The following is a 19025-nucleotide window of genomic DNA, read 5'->3' as shown; positions in this document are numbered from 1 at the left end:
ACATCCCGCGCGCGTTCAGGCGGCGCGGGAACTCAGGCGTTCAGCGAAAAGGGCCGGGGAGGGCGTTCCGGCCCGATAGACCGAAGACCCGCAATCTGACGGTCCGGCCCCATATTATGGGCGTCGGCCGGCAGGATGATCGCGGCTGCGGCCATTGTCTCAGGAACGAGAAGGTTGGAACTCGTATCGCCATGATGATGATGGCCGGGCTCGAGCGGGGTGTCAGGCTGGTCGCCGCCGCTCGGGATATTGTCATGATGCGTGACATGGTCACGGTCGTCATGATGAACGGCATCGAAGGAAAAACTGCCGTCGTTGCCATGTTCGTGGAAGGCGATGAGGGCAGGTGCGTGCTGAAGCTGGTCGGACGCTTTCACTGGCGTCGCAGCCGCATGAAACGCCATAAGCGCGACACATAATGTCGCGACAAGGCGTCTATAGTAGCGGGCGATCAGCATAGGCACGGTCATGCGTGTAAGTCTGACGTTCGCGATTGACAAGCATCGGCGCTGAAATTCAATTCGGGGATCCTGTCTTTGGGAACCCGCGGGCAGCGAGCGCGTATGATGCCCGAGCTTCAAAACAACAATGGATTGAACGCTTTCCACCGGGCCGCGCACGCGCGCGGCCCGGACTATTCGGGCATGATTGCCTGCTTGGCGAGCCGGATCAAAAGCTGATCGTCGCATTAAACTATTGTAGATCGTATCACCCCCTGCTGGCGCATTGGGCGCGTCGTGCAAGAAACGACCCTTGGCGAGCAGCAGTCCGTTCCATTCGAGCCGGAGACGCTTCGGGAACAGCCAATAGCGAACGCGGGCCTCGACCTGATGTCCGGCGAAGCGGAGCGGTTCGTGCAACGGCCAGTTTCGTGGTGGCTGCGCGCCATCTTCCGATGGTTTGGTATATGTCGGCGAGAATGGGCACAGGAAATGGGCTACTCTGTCCGGTAACGCTTCCGTTGCGACGACCGTTGAAGTCCATGGCAACGGAGCAATTTCAGCGGCGTGGCTCGGTAAATTATCGGCAACAAGGGCTGCGATGGCACGATCGGGAGTTGACCCGCGCCAACGCGAGGGGCATGATCGTGCAATGGGGAACGCGATCTCCCCACGAGGCGACAGGCTGAAGAATCGCGTCCTGCTTTTTGAATGGACGCATCATGCCTGTATTGAACACGATTTCATCAGATAAGCTCGTTCGTCTGGTCGGTATTCCGACCGGACCCGTTATCATCGACGTCCGGCCCGACGGAGAGTTCGCAACTGAGCCGCTCCTGATCCCCGGAACACTGCGGCGCCAGGCCGCGGCGATCGGCATTTGGGCCGCGGCGCTGCAGGGCCGGTCTGCCGTGGTCGCCTGCCGCGATGGCGGTTCGCTCAGTCAGGGCATCGCCGCCCGGCTGCGACATGAAGGCGTAGCCGCCGAAGCCCTTGAAGGCGGTGTCGCAGGTTGGGCAGCCGCCGGTCTGCCCATGGTGGCCGATACCGTGCTACCGCCTCGCGACGGCGAGGGGCGGACGATCTGGGTGACCCGCGGCCGTCCGAAGGTCGACCGGATCGCCTGTCCGTGGCTGATCCGCCGTTTCGTCGATCCGGACGCAATCTTCCTGTTCGTCGCGCCCTCGGAGGTGCAGGGGGTGGCCGCGCGCTTCGACGCCGCACCTTTCGACATCGAGGGCGAAGGGGTCATCTGGAGCCACAGGGGCGAGCTTTGTACCTTCGACGTGATGGTCGAGGCGTTCGGACTGGGCGAGCATGGCCCGCTGAAGCGTCTCGCGCCGATCGTGCGCGGCGCCGATACCGGGCGGCCCGGCCTCGTACCCGAAGCCGCCGGCCTGCTCGCCGCATCGCTCGGCCTGTCGCGCATGTATGCCGACGATCTCGAACAGCTAGAGGCGGGGATGCTGCTTTACGACGCCTTCTATCGCTGGTGCCGCGATGCCACGGACGAAACGCATAATTGGGTGTCGCATCAGCCCGCCGGTAGCCGGACCAAAGCCAAGGTGCGGACATGAGCGGGGCAATGACGGACGTGCCTGCGGGCCGCGAAGCGGCTTCGCCGAGGCATGGCATCGCGTTCGGCGATGCCGTTCGCGTCTGGGCGCGCATCGCGGCGCTAAGCTTCGGCGGTCCCGCCGGCCAGATTGCGGTGATGCATCGCATCCTTGTCGACGAGAAGCGCTGGATCGGGGAGGAACGATTTCTCCACGCGCTCAACTATTGCATGCTGCTGCCGGGGCCGGAGGCACAACAGCTTGCGGCCTATATCGGCTGGTTGCTCCACAAGACCAGGGGCGGGCTCGTAGCCGGTGCGCTGTTCGTGCTGCCCGGCTTCGTCGCCATCCTCTGCCTCAGCTACATCTATGTGCTGCTCGGCCATGCCCCGCTGATTGCGGGATTGTTTTTCGGGCTGAAGGCGGCGGTGCTTGCCGTCGTCATCGATGCGGTCGTACGGATCGGCAAGCGCGCGCTCAAGAATAATGTCATGCGCGGCATGGCGGCTGCTGCCTTCGTGGCGATCTTCTTTCTCGATGCGCCCTTTCCGCTGATCGTGCTGGTCGCGGCGCTCGCCGGATTCCTTGGCGGCCGCGCCGGCTTGCCCGCTTTCCAGGTCGGTGGCGGGCATGGATCGACGGCGACCGATATCGTCCACGACCGCGATACCGCGCTTGGGGAGGGGCTGCCGGACCATGCGCGGCCCAATCTTGGCTGGTCGCTCAAGATATCGGGCGCCTTTCTCATCCTCTGGCTGGCGCCGGTCGTATTGTTGTTCGCCTTTCTGGGGCCAGACGATGTGTTCACGCGCATCTCCACCTTCTTCAGCCAGATGGCGATGGTGACCTTTGGCGGTGCCTATTCGGTTCTCGCCTATGTCGCGCAGGAAGCCGTCGGCACCTATGGCTGGCTGAAGCCCGGCGAGATGCTAGACGGGCTCGGGCTTGCGGAAACCACGCCCGGCCCCCTGATCATGGTGACACAGTTCGTCGGCTTTCTTGCCGCCTTTCGCGAAGCGACCGGCCTGCCGCCGCTCGTCGCCGCGACATTGGGCGCGATCCTGACGACTTGGGTGACCTTCATGCCCTGCTTCCTCTGGATATTCGCCGGCGCCCCCTTCATCGAGCGGATGCGCGGCAACCGCGCGCTTTCGGCGACGCTTGGTGCGATCACCGCCGCGGTCGTAGGGGTCATTCTGAACCTCGCGCTCTGGTTTGCCATTCACACGCTTTTTGGCGAGGTCCGGAGGGTGACCATCGTCGGAAGCGGGTTCGATGTGCCGGTCCTGGCTTCGCTGAACCTGCCTGCGCTAGTGCTTGCCGTGGGAGCGGCGGTGGCGGTCTTCCGCTTCAAGATCGGCATGATCCCGGTACTCGCCAGCTCTGCCGCACTCGGTATCGCCTATACGCTGATCGCATAATTCGGGAGACACATCATGATAAAGGCTACCGTAGCATTTCTTTCGGGCGCTCTGGCGCTGACGTCGCCGACGCAGGCCGCACAGCCCTGGGAGCAGGCAATCGCCACCGCAATCGGCAAGGCAGGTACTGAAATGCCTGGTGGGGTCTATCGCATCGGCCTGCCGCGCAGCGACCTGCATGTGGCACTCGACGGCGTGCCGCTGAAACCGGCCTTCGCGCTCGGCTCCTGGCTTGCTTTCGTGCCGCACGGCGAAGGGCAGGTGATGGTCATGGGCGATCTCGTTCTGACCGACACCGAGGTCAACCCGGTGATGGCGAAGCTGGTCGCGAACGGGATCGAGGTCACCGCGCTTCACAATCATCTGCTGCGGAACAATCCGCACACCATGTATATGCATATTGCGGGACATGGCGATCCGGCGCGTCTCGCGAAAACCTTGCACGATGCGCTGGCGCTGAGCGGCACGCCGCTTTCGGCGCCGTCCGCTGCGAGTTCGGCAGCGCCCGAGAAGCTCGATCTCGATATCGGGCGGATCGAAGAATATCTGCCCTATACCGGTAAGGTCGCAGGCGGCGTTTACGCGCTCAGCATAGCGCGCGCCGAGACGCCGCGTGACGGCGGCATGGAACTGCCGCCGGCCATGGGTGCGGCAATTGCGATCAACTTTCAGCCGACCGGTGGCGGCAAGGCGGCGATAACCGGGGATTTCGTACTGACGGCGGCGGAGGTGAACCCGGTGCTGCGGGAGCTTCGCGCAAGCGGTATCGAAGTGACAGCGCTCCATAATCATATGCTCGACGACGAACCGCGTCTGTTCTTCATGCATTTCTGGGCGAACGACGATGCGGCCAAGCTTGCGCAGGGCCTCGCGCTGGCGCTCGGGCATGTCGCGATAAAGCCTGAAGGCGGACGGTAGGCCGGGCGCAGGTGCGGCTATCTGAGCTTCCAAAAGCTGTGTTCAGCGAACCGCGGACGAGCCCCCCACGATCCTATGAAGAAGGCGCTGACCTGGAACCCGCCAGCTGGCGGCGCGATCAGAACCCGCCTTCGGGGGCTCTCATTTCTGCTTGCCGAGTTTCGCCAAGCGACGCGGAAGCTCCGCGGCGAGCTTGCGCTGCTGGAACGGCGAAGCCTTTTTCCATGTCCGGCACTCAGGCTGAGTGCGCCCACAGCCCAGGCACCAGCCGGTTCTGCCATCGAACGCGCATAATTCGATACAGGGAGACCGCATGGCTCAACTGCACTCGACGGTGAGATGGCGCAGTTCGTGCACAGGCGCGAGGCGCTCCCTGATTGCCCCGCCGGTGAGCCCAGCGGGCGACACGACGCTTACGATCGCGGCATGTGCGTCCGGGCCGAGCCGCCAGACGTGCAGGTCAACGATGCGGGCGTCGCCGGGCGCTTCGACCAGTTCGCGAACCTCTTCGGCCACATGATCGTCGTTCCGGTCGAGCAGCACTGCAGCGGTGTCGCGCATCAGGCTCCATGACCAGCGCGCGATCACGATTGCGCCGACGATCCCCATAACGGGATCCATCCAAACCCACCCGAGGTAGCGCCCAGCGAGGAGGGCGGCAATCGCAAGCACCGAGGTCAGGGCGTCGGCGAGAACGTGGACATAGGCCGATCGAAGATTGTTGTCGCCGCTGTGCGCCATCGGGCCGTGGTTGTGATGATCGTCATGATGATGGTGATGGCCGTGACTGTGATGGTGGCCACCTGAAAGGAGCAGGGCGCTCGCGATATTCACCAGCAGCCCGATCGCGGCGACGACGGTCGCCTGCATGAAAGCGACATCGGTCGGGTTCAGAAGCCGCGATACGGCCTCGACGCCAATGCCCAGGGAGACGAGCCCGAGTGCCATGGCCGATGCGAAACCGGCGAGGTCTCCGACCTTTCCGGTCCCGAAACTGAAAGCGGCATTGTGCGCGTTGCGCTTGGCGTAGGCATAGGCGATGGCCGCGACGCCCAATGCTCCGGCGTGGGTCGCCATATGGAAGCCATCGGCCAGCAGTGCCATCGAACCCGTGATATAGCCGGCGATTATTTCGCCGACCATCATGAGGGCAGTCAGGACAACGACAAGCATGGTGCGCCGGGCGTTCTCGTCATGTGACGCGCCCAGAAACATATGATCATGGACGCGGGCGTCCGCGGCGGAGTTCGAGGCCATTGTCGGGTCCTATTTGCTGTAGCGGCGAATTACGGTGAGCAGTTCCTCGGCACCGGCTGCCCGCTCGGCGTCGGTCAGGCCTGCGCGCGAGACATGCGCTTCGAGATGCTCGCACATCACCTCCTCGATGAGCCCGGCAACCGCGCCGCGAACTGCCGCGACGAGGTGAAGGACTTCGGCGCACGGCGCGTCAGCCTGTAGTGCGCGCTCGATGGCACCAACTTGCCCGCCAATACGGCGGACGCGCGCGATAAGTTCGGAATTGTGGCCGGAGAGATGTGACATAGGGATACCCCCTATCCCTATAGGGTCGCGATGACAAGCGGAACCGCGTGATCGGACGGTTCGCAGATGGAAGGAGGAGCCATCGTGGGCCAGCAGAGGCGGGACTAGCCGTCCGCCGGGTTGGGAAGCGTGAACATCCATCGCGCAGCGGCATGGACGGGATCAATGTGCTCGCGACCGCGCGATCAGATATGCGTGGAGTGCGTCAATCTCGCCATCGGTGAACACCGTGAGGTCCTCTCGCGCAGTTTCCGCCATAAGCCCAAGGTCGCGCCCGCCTGGCGGAACGCCGGTACGCATAAGGCGCCGGAAGTCTTCGAGATCATAGGCCCCGGCGATTATCAGGTCGGTACCGCCCTCGACGGCATCGCCGCCCAGATTGCTGCCATGGCACTCGGAACACACGGTTGCCGCGATGTGCCGACCTTTTGCATGTGCCGGGCCGAGATCGAGAGGCGGCCTCACTTTGGCCGCTGCGATCAGAGCCGGTGCCGAACGTTGAATATTGTCGTCATCGTTGAACCATCCGCGCAGCAGGGCGATGCGCGCTCGGATTGTTGGGGACCCGCCTTTCATCGGTGAACCACCGACGGGCACCGATCGCAGATGGGCGAGCACAGCCGCCAATTCGGCGTCGGAGATCGTACTGAAGGTAGCCGACGGCATACCCCACAGGGCGCGCCCGTCTCGCGCACTCACACCTTGTCGGATTGCCTGGGCTAGTCCTGCGTCCGAAGTTTTGGCGGCGATGAGGGTGAGGTTCGGGGCGTAATTGCGCACCAAGTTAGGATCGTCATTGTATCGCAGACCGCGATAATCGCTTCCGTGACAACTCGTGCAACCATAAAGCTTGGCCAGCCGCCGACCCTCGGCGATATCCGAAGGGCCGCCTGCCCGTATAATCTCCGGCGTCGCGGGATGCGTCTGTCGAAGGATGAATTCTGATGTCGTGTATATCGCTAGCGTCCCGGCCGCCGCGATAGCTAGTAGAATGATCCCTGCTCGCACGGGCCAAGGTAAATTTATACGGGCAGCTGACATTGCCGACTGAGCGGAGCGGCCTGTAGTTGAATCACGATCACCGGGATCGATCATGCTTCCACGAGGCGCGGGCGAACGCATCGCTCCGGGAATCGATTCCGAGGCTCAGTCATCGTCAGCATCTCCCCATCTCGAGCAGCGGCCAGCAACCAGTTGAGCAATCCCTACATCAATGTCAGACCCAATTCGACACACAAGAGCCGCAGCCCGGATTCGCCGGTCGTATCCCGCGTGCGGCCGTCCGCTTTCTCTGTCTTGCGTTCCGAAAGCAGCAGGCCGGGAATCGGAGAAAGACGACAGTCGGCGACCGCCCAAATGGCTCGCCTAAAACTCGATTTCGGCGACCTCTCGGTTAATCGAACTATCGTTAGATCATCAAAAATGTGGGGATAAGTGTGGGGGGATAAAAATCATACTGACAAATAAACATAATTATATCAGTGGTTAATCGATTGGTTCGATACAAGCCCTGCCACCACCCTCTGGTCGGCTGTTCCGGCGTGGCGGTCACGCCCGCGGTAACGATCATGCGGCCCTGCACATAATCTTTGGTCGCATTGACGCAGTCGAGCGCGATGACCTTGCCGCCCTTGAGGTACACGACCGAGAAGCTGCGCGCCGCCGGGTCGTCGCGCAGCACCGTCCGGTCGTGCCCGGTCGACAGCCCGCCGTCTGGAGTTTCAGGTCATACTGGTTCGACCAGAACCACGGGATCGCGTGATAGGGCGCCTCGGCGCCGCAAATGCCCTTCGCCACGACATTGGCCTGGTCATTGGCGTTCTGCACCGACTCGAGGCGGATGCACCCGCCCTCGGCAAAGGCGTTCTCGTGCGCGGCGCAATCGCCGTCCGCAAGCCGGACGCCGGTGACATTGTCGCTGCCTTCGATCGCCGCCTTCGATCGCCGCGACCGCCACGCCGAGCCGGACGTCGACCCCATGCTTTGCGCTCGACTTCGACTTCGTCGCTGCGCTGCTTCATCTGCGCATTCGGCAGAGGCGCATATGCGAGGGCAGGTCGACGGTGAGGCATCCGCCCTTGCCAAAACCTTGTTCTGTTCTTATGAATGATGTAGGGATATTTTATTCAGGAGAATGAAGTGGCTACGCAATATGCCTCCGCCGCCGATCAGGGCCGGGTCCTTTCGGCGGCTGTCGCCCGCGTGGCCGCCTGCTGGAAGCTGACCAATGAACAGCTTGGTCTCGTACTCGGCATTTCGGCCGCTACGGCTTCGCGGCTTCGCTCGGGCAGCTACCAGCTTCAAAGGCCCGACAAGGCTTTCGAACTCGGTCAGTGTCTGGTCCGGCTGTTCCGCAGCCTCGACGCATTGATGGGCAGCGACGATGCGGCGGCCTTGTCCTGGCTGAAGGCGGAGAATCTCGATCTCGGCGGCCGGCCGATCGATCTCATCCGTACGATCCGCGGCCTCGGCGACGTCGCCGACTATGTCGATGACTACCGCGCCCGGGTCTGAGCGCACGCCCCGGGCCGAGGCGTTTCGTGAATATCGCGGCGAGCTCTGGCGGATCGTCGAGGCGCAGCACCGGATATCGACGAACCGTCTCGCGTCGGGCGCCGACGATCAGCTATTGCTCGAACAACTCGTCGAAGAGGTTAAGCCGACGCTGCCCGCAGCGGCACGGCGCCTCCACTATTTGCTCGCGACGCCGTTTCGCTATGGACACAAGAGCGGCTCGCGCTTTCGCAGGGCCGGGGAGAAGCCGGGGATCTTCTATGCGGCCGAAACGGTCGCGACCGCGCTCGCCGAGACCGCTTATTGGCGGCTGCGTTTTTATTCGCGCTCGCCGGGCTTTCGGCCTCCGGCGGCAATCGTCGAGCATACGGCGATCAGCGTGGGCGTTGCGGCGGACCGGGTGCTCGATCTTTGCGCGCCGCCCTATGATGCGGCGACGGCGCTGTGGATGGACCCCGACGATTATTCGGCCTGCCAGATCTTTGCGGCCGCGGCCCGGGCCATCGATACGCAGGCGATCCGTTACGCATCGGTGCGCGATCCTCGTCACCGCGCCAATGTCGCGCTCTTCGATCCATCGGTTTTTCAAGGCCCGGTGCCCAAAACTGCCCAGACGTGGCATTTCCGCTTCGAGCGCGGTGAAATGACGGCCTATGCGGCCTTTCCGTCGAGCGAACGCATTGCGTTCCGGAACGAGGACTTCGGGCTGTAGCGGAAAGCCGCAGCCATCCCGGCGTCGGGACCGACGCCAATCGCTTCGGTACAAGGTGTACCAGATTCTCTCCGACTATCGGGCGGCGGGCTTCCTCCGAAGCCCGCCGGCGGTCCGGCTATTGTTCTTGCTCCCCGCCTGCCATCGCCATCAGGACCGACAGCGCCAGCGTTTCGGCGCCGCGTTTGATCGTCGGTTCGGGCACTGGGGCGAAATAGGGCGAGTGATTGACCGGCAGCGGCTTTCCGTCCGCCTTGTAGCGGGCGATCATCGCCGGATCATAGCCGCCGATCGCGTAGAAGACCGACGGCACGCCCGCGTCGATGAATTCGGAGAAATCCTCGCTGGCGTTGCCGCCGGCTTCGCTCGCAGGCACGAACAGAACGTCCTTGCCGAACGCGGTCTTGAGGACCGCTGCCGACCGCGCCGAGAGCGCTGCGTCATTGTGGACCGCGTTGGTGCCGTTGGGATGCTCGATCGTCGGGGCAGGAGCGTGCGCCATCTCGGCGACCGCGCGCGCGGTGCGTTCGACGCCCTCGACGAGCAATTTTCGCGTCGCATCGTCGTGCGAGCGCAGCGTCAGCTTCAGGTCGGCATGATCGGGGATGATGTTGTTCACCGTCCCGGCGACGAAGCTGCCGACGGTTATCACGCCAAATGCCTTGGGGTCTTTTTCGCGGCTGATGATCGATTGAACGTCGGTGACGAAGCGGCCGCCCATCATCACGGGGTCGATGCTCTTGTCGGGCATCGATCCATGCGCACCGACGCCGTGAAAGGTGATGTGGATGGCGTCGGACGCCGAACTGACGACGCCGTCCTTCACCAGCACCGTGCCGACCGGCATCGGGGCGACATGCGCGGCAAAGCCGAAATCGGGCTTGGGCCAGCGCGTGAAGAGACCGTCGGCGATCATCGCCTCGGCGCCGCTCACTGTCTCTTCGGAGGGCTGGCCGATGAACATCAGCGTGCCGTGCCACTGATCCTTCATCGCGACGAGCGCGGCGGCGGTGCCGACCCACCAGGCCATATGGCTGTCATGGCCGCAACTGTGCGCGACATAGCTGAGTTCGCCGTTCACCTCCTGCTGCGCGCGGCTGGCATAGGGCAGGCCAGTCTTTTCCTCCATCGGCAGCGCGTCGAGTTCGGTGCGCACGAGCACGGTCGGGCCTTCGCCATTCTTGTAGATCGCCACGATGCCGGTCTTCCCGACCTTTTCGGTGACGGTGAAGCCGAGCTTGCGCATCTCGCCCGCCAGCAGTGCGGCGGTGCGCGTTTCCTGAAAGCCGACCTCGGGATGCGCGTGCAAGTCCTTGTAGAGCGCGTCGAGGTGCGGATATTGCCGGTCGAGCGTCGCGTCGATCCGGGCTTTCGCCGCGGCGACGTCGAAGGCGGCGGGCGGCGCGCCCACCGGCGCCTGGGCGAGCACCGGCAGCGTGATCAGGGTAGTGGTCAGCGTCATCAGCATCCTGTGCATCGTTCATGTCCTTGCTTGCTGGAAAAGGGGCGCCGGCTCGGAAGTCCGTCGGGCGCGGGTCGGTCGCCGGGTTAACGCAGCACTGCGGTGACGAGGCGGTCGAGGAAATCGTCGGCGAGCGGCCGCCCGGCTAGATAGCCCTGGTCGATCGCAGCGGTCAGCGTGAAGAGGATCTCGAACGGGCCGAGCACGGGCTCGATCCCCTGTTCCTGCAAAGCGCGCTCGAGCGTCGCGACGTTGGACCGGCGGCGGGCTCGCTGCGCTTCCATGATCGGTGCGATGAGCTCGGGTTCGTGACGCCGCGCTTCATAGATGGCGGGCAGGCAGACGCTCACGACGGGATCGTCGTACCGGTTGCGCACGCTCGTCGCGAACGCCAGCAAATCGGCTTTCGCATCGCCGGTGTCGACAAGCAACGCGTCGTGAAAGCGGTCGTTGAAGGCATCGACCAGCGCCGCGACGGCAGACGGCCAGCGGCGATAGAAGGTCGGGCGGGGCACTCCGGCGCGCCGGCAAATGCGATTGACCGACAGCCCGGCAAAGCCCTCCTCGCCCAGCAGCGCGACCGCGCTGTGCTTGATGCGTTCGTCGAGATCGGCCTGCCTCGGCCGCCCGACCGTCGGTTCCTTTTCATCGCCCAAGGTAATGACGTCCATTTTCCCCCGTTCCTCATGCCCCAACGGGTCGCCGTATGCGACAGCAAATAAATACGATACAAATATGTATCGAAATATGATGCGGGGTCAAGAACTTCTGCCTCGATCGGTTTACCCCGCGCCTCGCAGAGCCTCTCGGCGGCGATTGACAGACGAACCCGTTTTGCGCCAAGAGCCTATTTCGATGCATCATTGTATCGTAATTTGACAGGGCGGCGATAGATAATGAGGCGGCGCTTCGGACCGACCGCCGATATCGCCGCTGCGCCAGGGCAAAAAGGGGAAGGTTCTTGAGAATGTTGGACAACCGCAAGCTGACGCTCGCCATTTCGGCCTCGGTCATTTCGCTTTTGAGTGCGCCCGCATCGGCGCAGGACGAATCGGAAGGCGAAGCCGCCGCCGCAGCGCCCGCGCAGGAGATCGTCGTCACCGGATCGCGCATTTCGCGGCGCGACTTCGAGGCATCGAGCCCGATCGTCACGCTCGGCAGCGATGCGGTGTCGTCGACCGGCAGCGTTACGCTCGAAGGCGCGCTCAACCAGCTTCCGCAGTTCACGCCGGATTCGACCGCCTTTTCGAACGATCTCAATTCGACGGGACAGGCGACGCTCAACCTGCGCGGACTCGGCGCCCAGCGCAACCTCGTGCTGCTCGACGGGCGGCGCCTGCAGCCTTCCAATTCGAGTCAGGTCATCGACATCAACACGCTGCCGGCGATCCTGATCGGCGGCACCGAGATCATCAGTGGCGGCGCTTCGGCGGTATACGGGTCGGACGCGATTTCGGGCGTGGTCAATTTCAAATTGCGCCAGATCGACGGCGTCGAAATTTCGGGCCAGAACACAATCACCAGCCGCGGCGACGGCGGCATCCGCGAAATCTCGCTCGGCGCGGGCACGCGCTTCGCCGACGGTCGTGGGCGGGTGACGGTGGGCGCTTCCTACACCGATCGCGACGCGATCAACATCAATTCGCGCGCCTTTTTCCGGGAGAACCGCGGCGTATCGAGCACGATCCCGCTCGGCCTGTTCACGCCGGGCGCCAACGCCCCCGACCAAGCGGCGGTCGATGCAGCCTTTGCCGCCTATGGGGTCGCGCCGGGCTCGGTTCCGGCGAGTTCGTCGATCGGCATCAATCCCGACGGCACGCTCTTTTCGACCGGGCGCGGCGTCTATAATTATCGCGATGATGTCCCCTATGTACTGAACACCGGGACCGCGCTGCTCGCAACGCCGCAGCTCACCTATTCGCAAATCCCGCTCGAGCGCATTTCGACCTTCGGCCGCGTGACCTTCGAAGCGTCGGACAGCCTGAAACTGTTCGTGCAGGGCCTTTATACCGACTATACCTCGACGACGATCGCCGACGCGGCGCCCAATGCCGGACTGTGGACGATGCGCGTGCCCGTCACAAGCCCCTTCATCCCCGACGCGTTGCGCGCGCTGATCGACGCGCGCGCCAATCCCGCAGCGCCGGTCGTCGTGACCAAGCGCTACAGCGAAGTGGGGCCGCGCCACACCGACCATGAAGCGACGACCTGGCAGCTGCTCGGAGGCGCGTCGGGCAAGTTCGGCGACAGCGGCATCAGCTGGGAGCTTTACGGTTCGACCGGCAAGAGCGTCGTCGACGATATTGCGAACGGATCGGTCTTTACCGACCGCGTGCAAACGCTCGTGTCGGCGGCCGACGGCGGCGCGTCGATCTGCGAGGGTGGCTATGATCCGTTCAGCACGACCAATTCGCCCGAATGCGTCGCCTATATCAGCGGCGTGACGCGCAACCGCACCGAAACGAAGCAGGACGTCGTCGAGCTCAATATCCAGGGCGGGCTCGCGCAGCTTCCCGCAGGCGAAATGCGCTTCGCGGTGGGCGCGGGCTATCGCCGCAATGAGTTCAGCTTCGATCCCGACGCGCAGCAAGTGACGGGTAATGTCGTCGCGATCGCGCGCACGTCGCCGACCGCGGGTTCGACCCGCGCGATCGAGGGCTATGCCGAACTGCTCGTTCCGGTGCTGCACGACATCTTCGCAGTGCAGGACCTGACGCTCGACTTCGCCTATCGTTATTCGGACTATAAGCAGAGCGGCGGGGTCTCGACCTACAAGGTCGACGTCGACTGGACCGTGACAGACGGGGTGCGCTTGCGCGGCGGCTATCAGCGCGCGATCCGCGCGCCCAATGTCGGCGAGCTTTATACTGCGACCACCGGCCTCTATCCGACGATCGGTCTGATCGCGAACGGCGGCGGCGATCCGTGCGATATCCGCAGCAGCTTCCGTACGGGCAGCAACGGCGCTGCGGTGCGCGACATCTGCGTCGCGCAAGGAATGCCCGACGCGATCGCCGACGTCTACGTCAACAATGTCGCGCAGGTCGCCGCCTATCTGTCGGGCAACGAGAATCTGAAGCCCGAAAAAGCCGACACCTATACGATCGGCGCGGTACTCTCGCCGCGCGCCGCCTCGCCGTGGCTTTCGGGGTTCCGGGCATCGGTCGACTATTATAATATCGCAATCGACGACGCGATCGCGGTGATCCCGGTGTCGGTTTCGCTCAACAAATGCTTCAACGGCGACGGCAGCAATCCCGGCTATGACGCGGCGAATTTCTATTGCGCGCTGATCGGTCGCGATTCGGGGACCGGCGGCATCACCAATGCGCTCCAGCCCTATCTCAACCTCGGCGGTTATCGCACGGCGGGAGTCGATGTCCAGCTCGACTGGTCGGTGCGCCTTGCCGACGTCGGGCTCGGCGACGGCTCGGGACGCTTCGGCATTTCTTCGGTGATCAACTATCTCGACAAGTTCGAGATTCAGAACCTGCCGGGCTCGCCCTTTCAGGATTTCGCCGACACGATCGGATCAGGCACGACGCTGCCGCGCTGGCGTTCGACGACGTCCTTCACCTATGGCACCGACAGCTTCAACGCGTTGCTGCGCTGGCGTCATATCGGCGCGATGGATGATGCGTCGATGGTCACCAACGCCGCGAGCACGACGCCTGGCGTGAAAGCCTATGATTATTTCGACCTGTCGCTGCGCGTCGATCCCGCCGAGCGCTTCAGCGTGCGGTTCGGGGTCAACAATCTGTTCGACAAGACGCCCCCCGTCGTCAGCGGCGTTCCGGGCACGACCGATACCGGCACCTATGACGTGCTCGGCCGGACCTATTATCTGTCGGCGACGGCTCGTTTCTGACGCAAGGGAAAAAGGGGAAGAAGATGTCGGTCTGGATACGATCGTTCGGAACGCTCGCGCTGTTCGGCCTGTCGGCGTCACCGCTGGCGGTGTCGGCGCAGACGGCCCCGGCGGCCGACACCCGCGCCGGGGCGCCGGGCCGGCTCCTCGAAACGCAGCCGTTGGCGAGTGACTATGGCCTGGAGGAAGCCGGGCAGGCGCTGGCGATCCGCTATGGCTCGACCGACGGAGTGGCGGGCCGCGGCGCGATCGCCGTCACCGGCGCGCTCTTTCTGCCGAAAGGCACGCCGCCGAAGGGCGGCTGGCCGCTCGTCGCCTGGGCGCACGGCACCGTCGGGATCGGCGACGATTGCGCGCCGTCGCGCAATCCCCGCTCGCTGCGCGACCGCACCTATCTCAACCATTGGCTCGATGAAGGCTATGCGGTCGTCGCCACCGATTATCAGGGTCTCGGCACACCGGGGCCGCACCCCTATCTCAACAGCCGCGCCGCGGCCTATTCGACCCTCGACGCGGTCCGGGCGGTGCAGGGCGGCGGCTTCGGTCTGTCGGGCAAGGTGCTGATCGTCGGCCAGTCGCAGGGCGCGGGCGCGGCCTTCGCCACCGCGGGCTATGCCCCCGATTATGCACCCGACGTCGATGTGCGCGGGACGATCGCGACCGGCATTCCGAACCTGTCGCCGGCCGCCACGACCGCGAGCGATCCGGGCGATGCCGACAAGGTGGATCGCATCATCGCCTATCTGCTCTACATCGCTTCGGCGGCACAGCAGATCGACCCGACATATGATCCGGCGGCGGTTCTCACCAACCGCGCGATGCCCGCGTTCGCCAAGGCGGCCGATACCTGCGTCGTCGACATGTTCGGGACGGTGGTCGATGCAGGGCTGACGCGCGCCAATACGTTCAAGGGCGATTTCTGGCGCTATTATGCGCCGGTTCTCGCCCACGCCGGTTATCCGACGCTCAAGATCGCGACGCCGGTATTCATCGGCACGGGAACCGAGGATATCGATACCCCCGCGCCGATGCAAAAGGCGCTCGTCGCAAGCGCTTGCGCCGCCGGTTCGACGATCGAGGCGCATATCTATCCCGGGCTCGACCATTCGGCGACGCTCAACCGCTCCTTTGCTGACTCGCGGACATTCGCGCGCCAGGCGATCGCGGGCGAGCCCGTCGCCGCGACCTGTTCGCCGGCCGGGGCGGTTCGCGGCGATCACTGAACTTCGGGGCGGCCATCGCACTCGGCAGGAAGCTGTGCCGGCCGCTGCCTTAGCCGTATTATGCTGCGGTCTTGGTCTTCCAAAGGTCCGTCGATGCACAGTCCCTATCTGATGATGAATCTCTGCTGAGCGCCCTCTATTGGTTCGACGATGCGCTCCAGGCTGCACTCAGGGAAGCTGGCATTCCCAATGTGACGCGCACTCGCCTTGCTCTTCCTGTTTCACACAAGCAGGGTTCAAGCCGCAAAGCGGTCGAGAACCATATCGGATGGGTGGCGCAAGTGTCGATTGCCGAGGGCGCCGTGAACTTGTTCGACAAGCAGAATTCGGACAAGCGGCACTAACACCGCCCTCGAACAATCCACCGAAATGTCCTTTCGATTTCACGTCGAATTGGACCATCTTGTTAGTCGAACTACCGTCGTACCACTAAAAATATTGGGAGAAGTGTGGGGGTAAAGAATCGGAATATCAAACTAAATTCAATAAAATTGAATGACAGATGGCAGGTTCGATACAAGCCCTGCCACCTTCGGGTCCGAGGGCGGCCGCAGAGACTTTTGGGTGTTGCAGCAATGCAACGCGCCTGCCGCATTTGATCACGAACCGTTCCCGTTTCGAAGGGTGGTTTGATCCGATTGTCCGTCGCCGGCTTTTCGGCACGGCATCAGTCAGAGCTCGATGATGATCCTGACTTTGCCCGGAGAAACGCCAGCCGCCTTGGCGACGCGCTTTCTCGATACTTCGACCTCCGCATGAAGATTGGTCTCACCTGCCGCACCTGCGGCGAGGCCTTCGGTGCCGCCATTTTCTTGCGGGATCGAAGCGGGTTGGCTCAAGATCTCTTCGATCGGCACGTGCAGCGCATCGGCGACGGCCTGGAGGTTCTTGCTGCGCGGGGTCGATTTTCCGTTTTCCCAGGCCCAAAGGCTTGGTTTGCTGATGCCGGCGTGCCGGGCAAGGGCTGACAGGCTCATCCTGCGCGCCTCACGCAACGCCCGGATGCGGAGCCCAAGCGCGATTCCGGCCGGCAATTCCGTTCGCGCGGGGTCGAAATCCGCGGGAAGCGGATTGCGCAGGCGCGCGGCGCTCAGCGCAGACCGGCTTAGCGGGACGTCGAAGCGACATCCGAACAATCTCTCGCTGTTCCAGACAACGGTGGCGATCGTATCCCCGATTTCGGGAAGCGCGATCTGCAACTGCCGGCCGATATCCAGCGCGGCTTCGGTCTCGATCAAGAGGCCTGACGTCGAAAGATTGTGCACGAGCACCGGGCTCCCGGTTGCCCCATCCTCGGCGAGGACCGAAAGATTCAAGCTGAACCTCTCGGTTTCGCGCCGCGAACCGCGCTCGGCGTTCGTTTCAATTGTCCTGCGGATAGCCATAGGTGCCGCATCATCCGTACAACCCGTTTCCGCCCGGTTAATGCCCACGCGCTGAACCGGTGCAGCAATCGGACCATTCACTCGTTCCTTGGCGGGCGTAGCTCGGGCGTCGGGGACGGATTGTCATGCTCTTAGCGACCTGCGCTGACCATCGGTGCCAGCCCCAGGGTCGGCGATTCCTGTCGCCCTATCGGCACGGTCTGGCGTTTCGGTGTTGCGAGCGGCACCCGGTCGGGCAGGAAGGTTACAAAGTTAACCGTGTGCGTTTCAAAATGGGACGGGGCCGTTTCCCGGGCGCGGGTCTGGGCTTCACATTAACCTTCGAATCCTAGCTTTTTCCGGCAAAAGCTCTTTTTTTCGGTGGCTTGGCTTCAATGCCCTTCTTTTCGTCGACCTTTTTTAGGGTTCACATGGCACCGAACAGTTGTACAACTCTCACCTAACGAGAGGGGGGTGAGTCGGGTCGCATCGCTCCCCGCCCAATCAAGCTGCCGACGCAGCTTCTGGGTTTTTCGAAAACCGCAGCAGGTTTTTTGGGGGGGGGTATGCGACTGCCATTTTTACTGCTGATCGCGGCCGCTTTTGCCGCGCCCGCTCACGCTGGCGAAATCAACAACGTGCGCTCGCTCGATATCGCGGTGAGCGGTTCGATTCGCGAGTATTGCGCGCTCGGCGGCGTTCCCGACATGGATTTCGGCAATCTGGAGCGCCGCGGCCTTGGCATCGAGACCCGTGTGGCGTTCGATTGCAATGTCCCTTTCACCATGACGATCCAGGGCGCCTCGGGCGCGCTGACCAATACGCGGATGCCAAACGGGCAGGGGCCTTATGGCGGCAAGCTTCCGTATAGCCTGATGGTCCAGATGCCGGTGCGTTACCCGGCGTCGGGGACGATCAGCCGCACCTTCAACAGCAACCAGCTTCTGGCGGGTGGCGTCATTTCCAGCAACGGCGGCATCGCCACCGACGGCATGGTTCTGGGCGTCGAACTCGGGACGCCGACGGGCGAAGCCGGGCTGCTGGCGGGCGAATATTCGGAGACGATCACGATCACCGTGTCTCCGATCTGAGCTTCGTTCGCGAGGGGGGCCTCGCGAACGGAATTAGCCGAACAGGGCAGGCACCGTGCCCGTCCGGCTTAGCGACCACCCGGTGCAATATGCCGCCGCCCGATCGTGGGCGGGGGCGGGATAAAGAGGGAAGAAGTTATGAAGAAGATGCTTTGCGGCGCCGTTGCCGCTATCGCTCTCGTCGGCGTCGTTTCGCCGGCTGCTGCTCAGACCAACCAGCGTCACTATGCCGGTACGATTCTGGGTATTCCTTACACCTCGACCAACCCCGGTCCGTTTGCGACCCTCGGTCTCGAGATTGGCCTGGCTGGCGGTATCGGCACGCGTTACACCGCCGTCGCCGATGCGCCGAGCGACAGCGAAACCGCCACGCCGACCGTCACCACGACGTTCCAGCTCTCGGGTTCGGTCAACAAGGACTGCTCGTTCTATGCCGGCAACAATGCCAGCGCGACGAACATCGACTTTGGCGTGATCGGTGTTCGCACCGGCAACAACGAAAACGTCAACTCGGCGTTCGAAATGGTCGGCCCTGCGATTGCCAACATCGAGACGCTGACGGCGGGCTGCAACTTCAACAATGATGTGACCATCACCAAGAGCAGCACGCTGGGCCTCGTGAATAACGCGGCTGGCGGCTATGACACCGACGAATTCCAGGCGAACATCCCGTACACCGTGACCGCGAGCTGGACCGGTGTCGCGCAGAACTCGGTCGGGCCGGGCGGTGGCCGTTCGCTCGTCGTCGGCGATGGCGACCTGACGGGTGTTGCCAACGAAGGTGCATGGCGCTCGGCGATGGATATCAACTTCACCGCCTCGGCCATCACCAACAAGGGCCTGGTCGCCGGTAACTACACCGGTTCGACGACGCTGACGCTCAGCGCGATCTAAGGCTGGCCGAAGACAAGGAG

At 63.5% G+C, this 19025-nt stretch carries 18 protein-coding genes and 1 pseudogene; 10 read left to right on the top strand and 9 right to left on the bottom strand.

The window, feature by feature from the left end:
- Positions 1-32 precede the first annotated feature (32 nt).
- A complete protein-coding gene (locus AC58D2_RS13345) occupies positions 33-860 on the bottom strand; it encodes a hypothetical protein (protein ID WP_497391108.1) in 828 nt (275 codons plus the stop codon).
- A 302-nt stretch (positions 861-1162) separates the two neighbouring features.
- Here AC58D2_RS13345 and AC58D2_RS13340 point away from each other — a divergent pair, with 302 nt between their 5' ends.
- Genes AC58D2_RS13340 through AC58D2_RS13330 form a run of 3 tightly spaced genes read left to right on the top strand, consistent with a single transcriptional unit; the run spans position 1163 to position 4335 of the window.
- On the top strand, positions 1163-2017 hold the full coding sequence (locus AC58D2_RS13340; protein WP_497391106.1) for a chromate resistance protein ChrB domain-containing protein: 855 nt from the start codon (positions 1163-1165) through the stop codon (positions 2015-2017).
- An 8-nt stretch (positions 2018-2025) separates the two neighbouring features.
- On the top strand, positions 2026-3417 hold the full coding sequence (chrA, locus tag AC58D2_RS13335) for a chromate efflux transporter (protein ID WP_497391104.1): 1392 nt from the start codon (positions 2026-2028) through the stop codon (positions 3415-3417).
- 15 nt (positions 3418-3432) lie between these two features.
- On the top strand, positions 3433-4335 hold the full coding sequence (locus tag AC58D2_RS13330; protein WP_497391102.1) for a DUF1259 domain-containing protein: 903 nt from the start codon (positions 3433-3435) through the stop codon (positions 4333-4335).
- Between the two features lie 141 nt (positions 4336-4476).
- Here AC58D2_RS13330 and AC58D2_RS13325 read toward each other — a convergent pair whose 3' ends face one another.
- The 5 genes and pseudogenes from AC58D2_RS13325 to AC58D2_RS13305 form a co-directional block, all read right to left on the bottom strand.
- The gene (locus AC58D2_RS13325; protein ID WP_497391100.1) at positions 4477-4650 is read right to left on the bottom strand and encodes a DUF1289 domain-containing protein; all 174 of its coding nucleotides are present in this window, start codon (positions 4648-4650) and stop codon (positions 4477-4479) included.
- Positions 4651-4653: 3 nt separating this feature from the next.
- A complete protein-coding gene (gene dmeF / locus AC58D2_RS13320; protein ID WP_497391098.1) occupies positions 4654-5592 on the bottom strand; it encodes a CDF family Co(II)/Ni(II) efflux transporter DmeF in 939 nt (312 codons plus the stop codon).
- 9 nt (positions 5593-5601) lie between these two features.
- Positions 5602-5877, bottom strand: a complete 276-nt coding sequence (locus tag AC58D2_RS13315) for a metal/formaldehyde-sensitive transcriptional repressor (protein WP_497391096.1) — start codon at positions 5875-5877, stop codon at positions 5602-5604.
- Between the two features lie 162 nt (positions 5878-6039).
- Complete coding sequence (locus AC58D2_RS13310) at positions 6040-6918, bottom strand: c-type cytochrome (protein ID WP_497391404.1); 879 nt, start codon at positions 6916-6918, stop codon at positions 6040-6042.
- Positions 6919-7285: 367 nt separating this feature from the next.
- Positions 7286-7770 (bottom strand): annotated as a pseudogene (locus AC58D2_RS13305) (oxidoreductase C-terminal domain-containing protein); the annotation flags it as partial.
- A gap of 246 nt (positions 7771-8016) precedes the next feature.
- Between AC58D2_RS13305 and AC58D2_RS13300 the strand changes: the two are divergent.
- On the top strand, positions 8017-8391 hold the full coding sequence (locus tag AC58D2_RS13300) for an antitoxin Xre/MbcA/ParS toxin-binding domain-containing protein (protein ID WP_497391094.1): 375 nt from the start codon (positions 8017-8019) through the stop codon (positions 8389-8391).
- Positions 8369-9103 (top strand): RES family NAD+ phosphorylase, encoded by a 735-nt coding sequence (locus AC58D2_RS13295; RefSeq protein WP_497391092.1) that lies wholly within the window; start codon positions 8369-8371, stop codon positions 9101-9103. The genes AC58D2_RS13300 and AC58D2_RS13295 overlap by 23 nt, the downstream gene beginning before the upstream one ends.
- A gap of 118 nt (positions 9104-9221) precedes the next feature.
- On the opposite strand, the gene AC58D2_RS13290 is transcribed toward AC58D2_RS13295, so the two are convergent.
- Both AC58D2_RS13290 and AC58D2_RS13285 read right to left on the bottom strand, forming a co-directional pair.
- Entirely contained in the window at positions 9222-10580 is a 1359-nt protein-coding gene (locus AC58D2_RS13290) for an amidohydrolase (RefSeq protein WP_497391090.1), read from the bottom strand.
- A gap of 71 nt (positions 10581-10651) precedes the next feature.
- Complete coding sequence (locus AC58D2_RS13285; protein ID WP_497391088.1) at positions 10652-11236, bottom strand: TetR/AcrR family transcriptional regulator; 585 nt, start codon at positions 11234-11236, stop codon at positions 10652-10654.
- A gap of 296 nt (positions 11237-11532) precedes the next feature.
- On the opposite strand from AC58D2_RS13285, the gene AC58D2_RS13280 reads away from it, so the two are divergent.
- The 3 genes from AC58D2_RS13280 (at position 11533) to AC58D2_RS13270 (ending at position 16000) form a co-directional block, all read left to right on the top strand.
- The gene (locus AC58D2_RS13280) at positions 11533-14433 is read left to right on the top strand and encodes a TonB-dependent receptor domain-containing protein (RefSeq protein WP_497391086.1); all 2901 of its coding nucleotides are present in this window, start codon (positions 11533-11535) and stop codon (positions 14431-14433) included.
- A 23-nt stretch (positions 14434-14456) separates the two neighbouring features.
- Complete coding sequence (locus AC58D2_RS13275; RefSeq protein ID WP_497391084.1) at positions 14457-15656, top strand: lipase family protein; 1200 nt, start codon at positions 14457-14459, stop codon at positions 15654-15656.
- 71 nt (positions 15657-15727) lie between these two features.
- The gene (locus AC58D2_RS13270; protein ID WP_497391082.1) at positions 15728-16000 is read left to right on the top strand and encodes a hypothetical protein; all 273 of its coding nucleotides are present in this window, start codon (positions 15728-15730) and stop codon (positions 15998-16000) included.
- Positions 16001-16327: 327 nt separating this feature from the next.
- Here AC58D2_RS13270 and AC58D2_RS13265 read toward each other — a convergent pair whose 3' ends face one another.
- Entirely contained in the window at positions 16328-17122 is a 795-nt protein-coding gene (locus AC58D2_RS13265) for a helix-turn-helix domain-containing protein (RefSeq protein ID WP_497391080.1), read from the bottom strand.
- Between the two features lie 464 nt (positions 17123-17586).
- Here AC58D2_RS13265 and AC58D2_RS13260 point away from each other — a divergent pair, with 464 nt between their 5' ends.
- Both AC58D2_RS13260 and AC58D2_RS13255 read left to right on the top strand, forming a co-directional pair.
- Complete coding sequence (locus AC58D2_RS13260; RefSeq protein WP_497391078.1) at positions 17587-18111, top strand: hypothetical protein; 525 nt, start codon at positions 17587-17589, stop codon at positions 18109-18111.
- 138 nt (positions 18112-18249) lie between these two features.
- Positions 18250-19005 carry a hypothetical protein gene (locus AC58D2_RS13255; RefSeq protein ID WP_497391076.1) on the top strand — a complete coding sequence of 252 codons (756 nt, stop codon included), beginning with the start codon at positions 18250-18252 and terminating at the stop codon, positions 19003-19005.
- The last annotated feature ends 20 nt before the right edge of the window (positions 19006-19025 follow it).

Source organism: Sphingopyxis sp. CR5, assembly GCF_059693785.1.
Note: the sequence above shows the minus strand (reverse complement) of the source record. Positions and strands in the feature narration are given on the sequence as shown.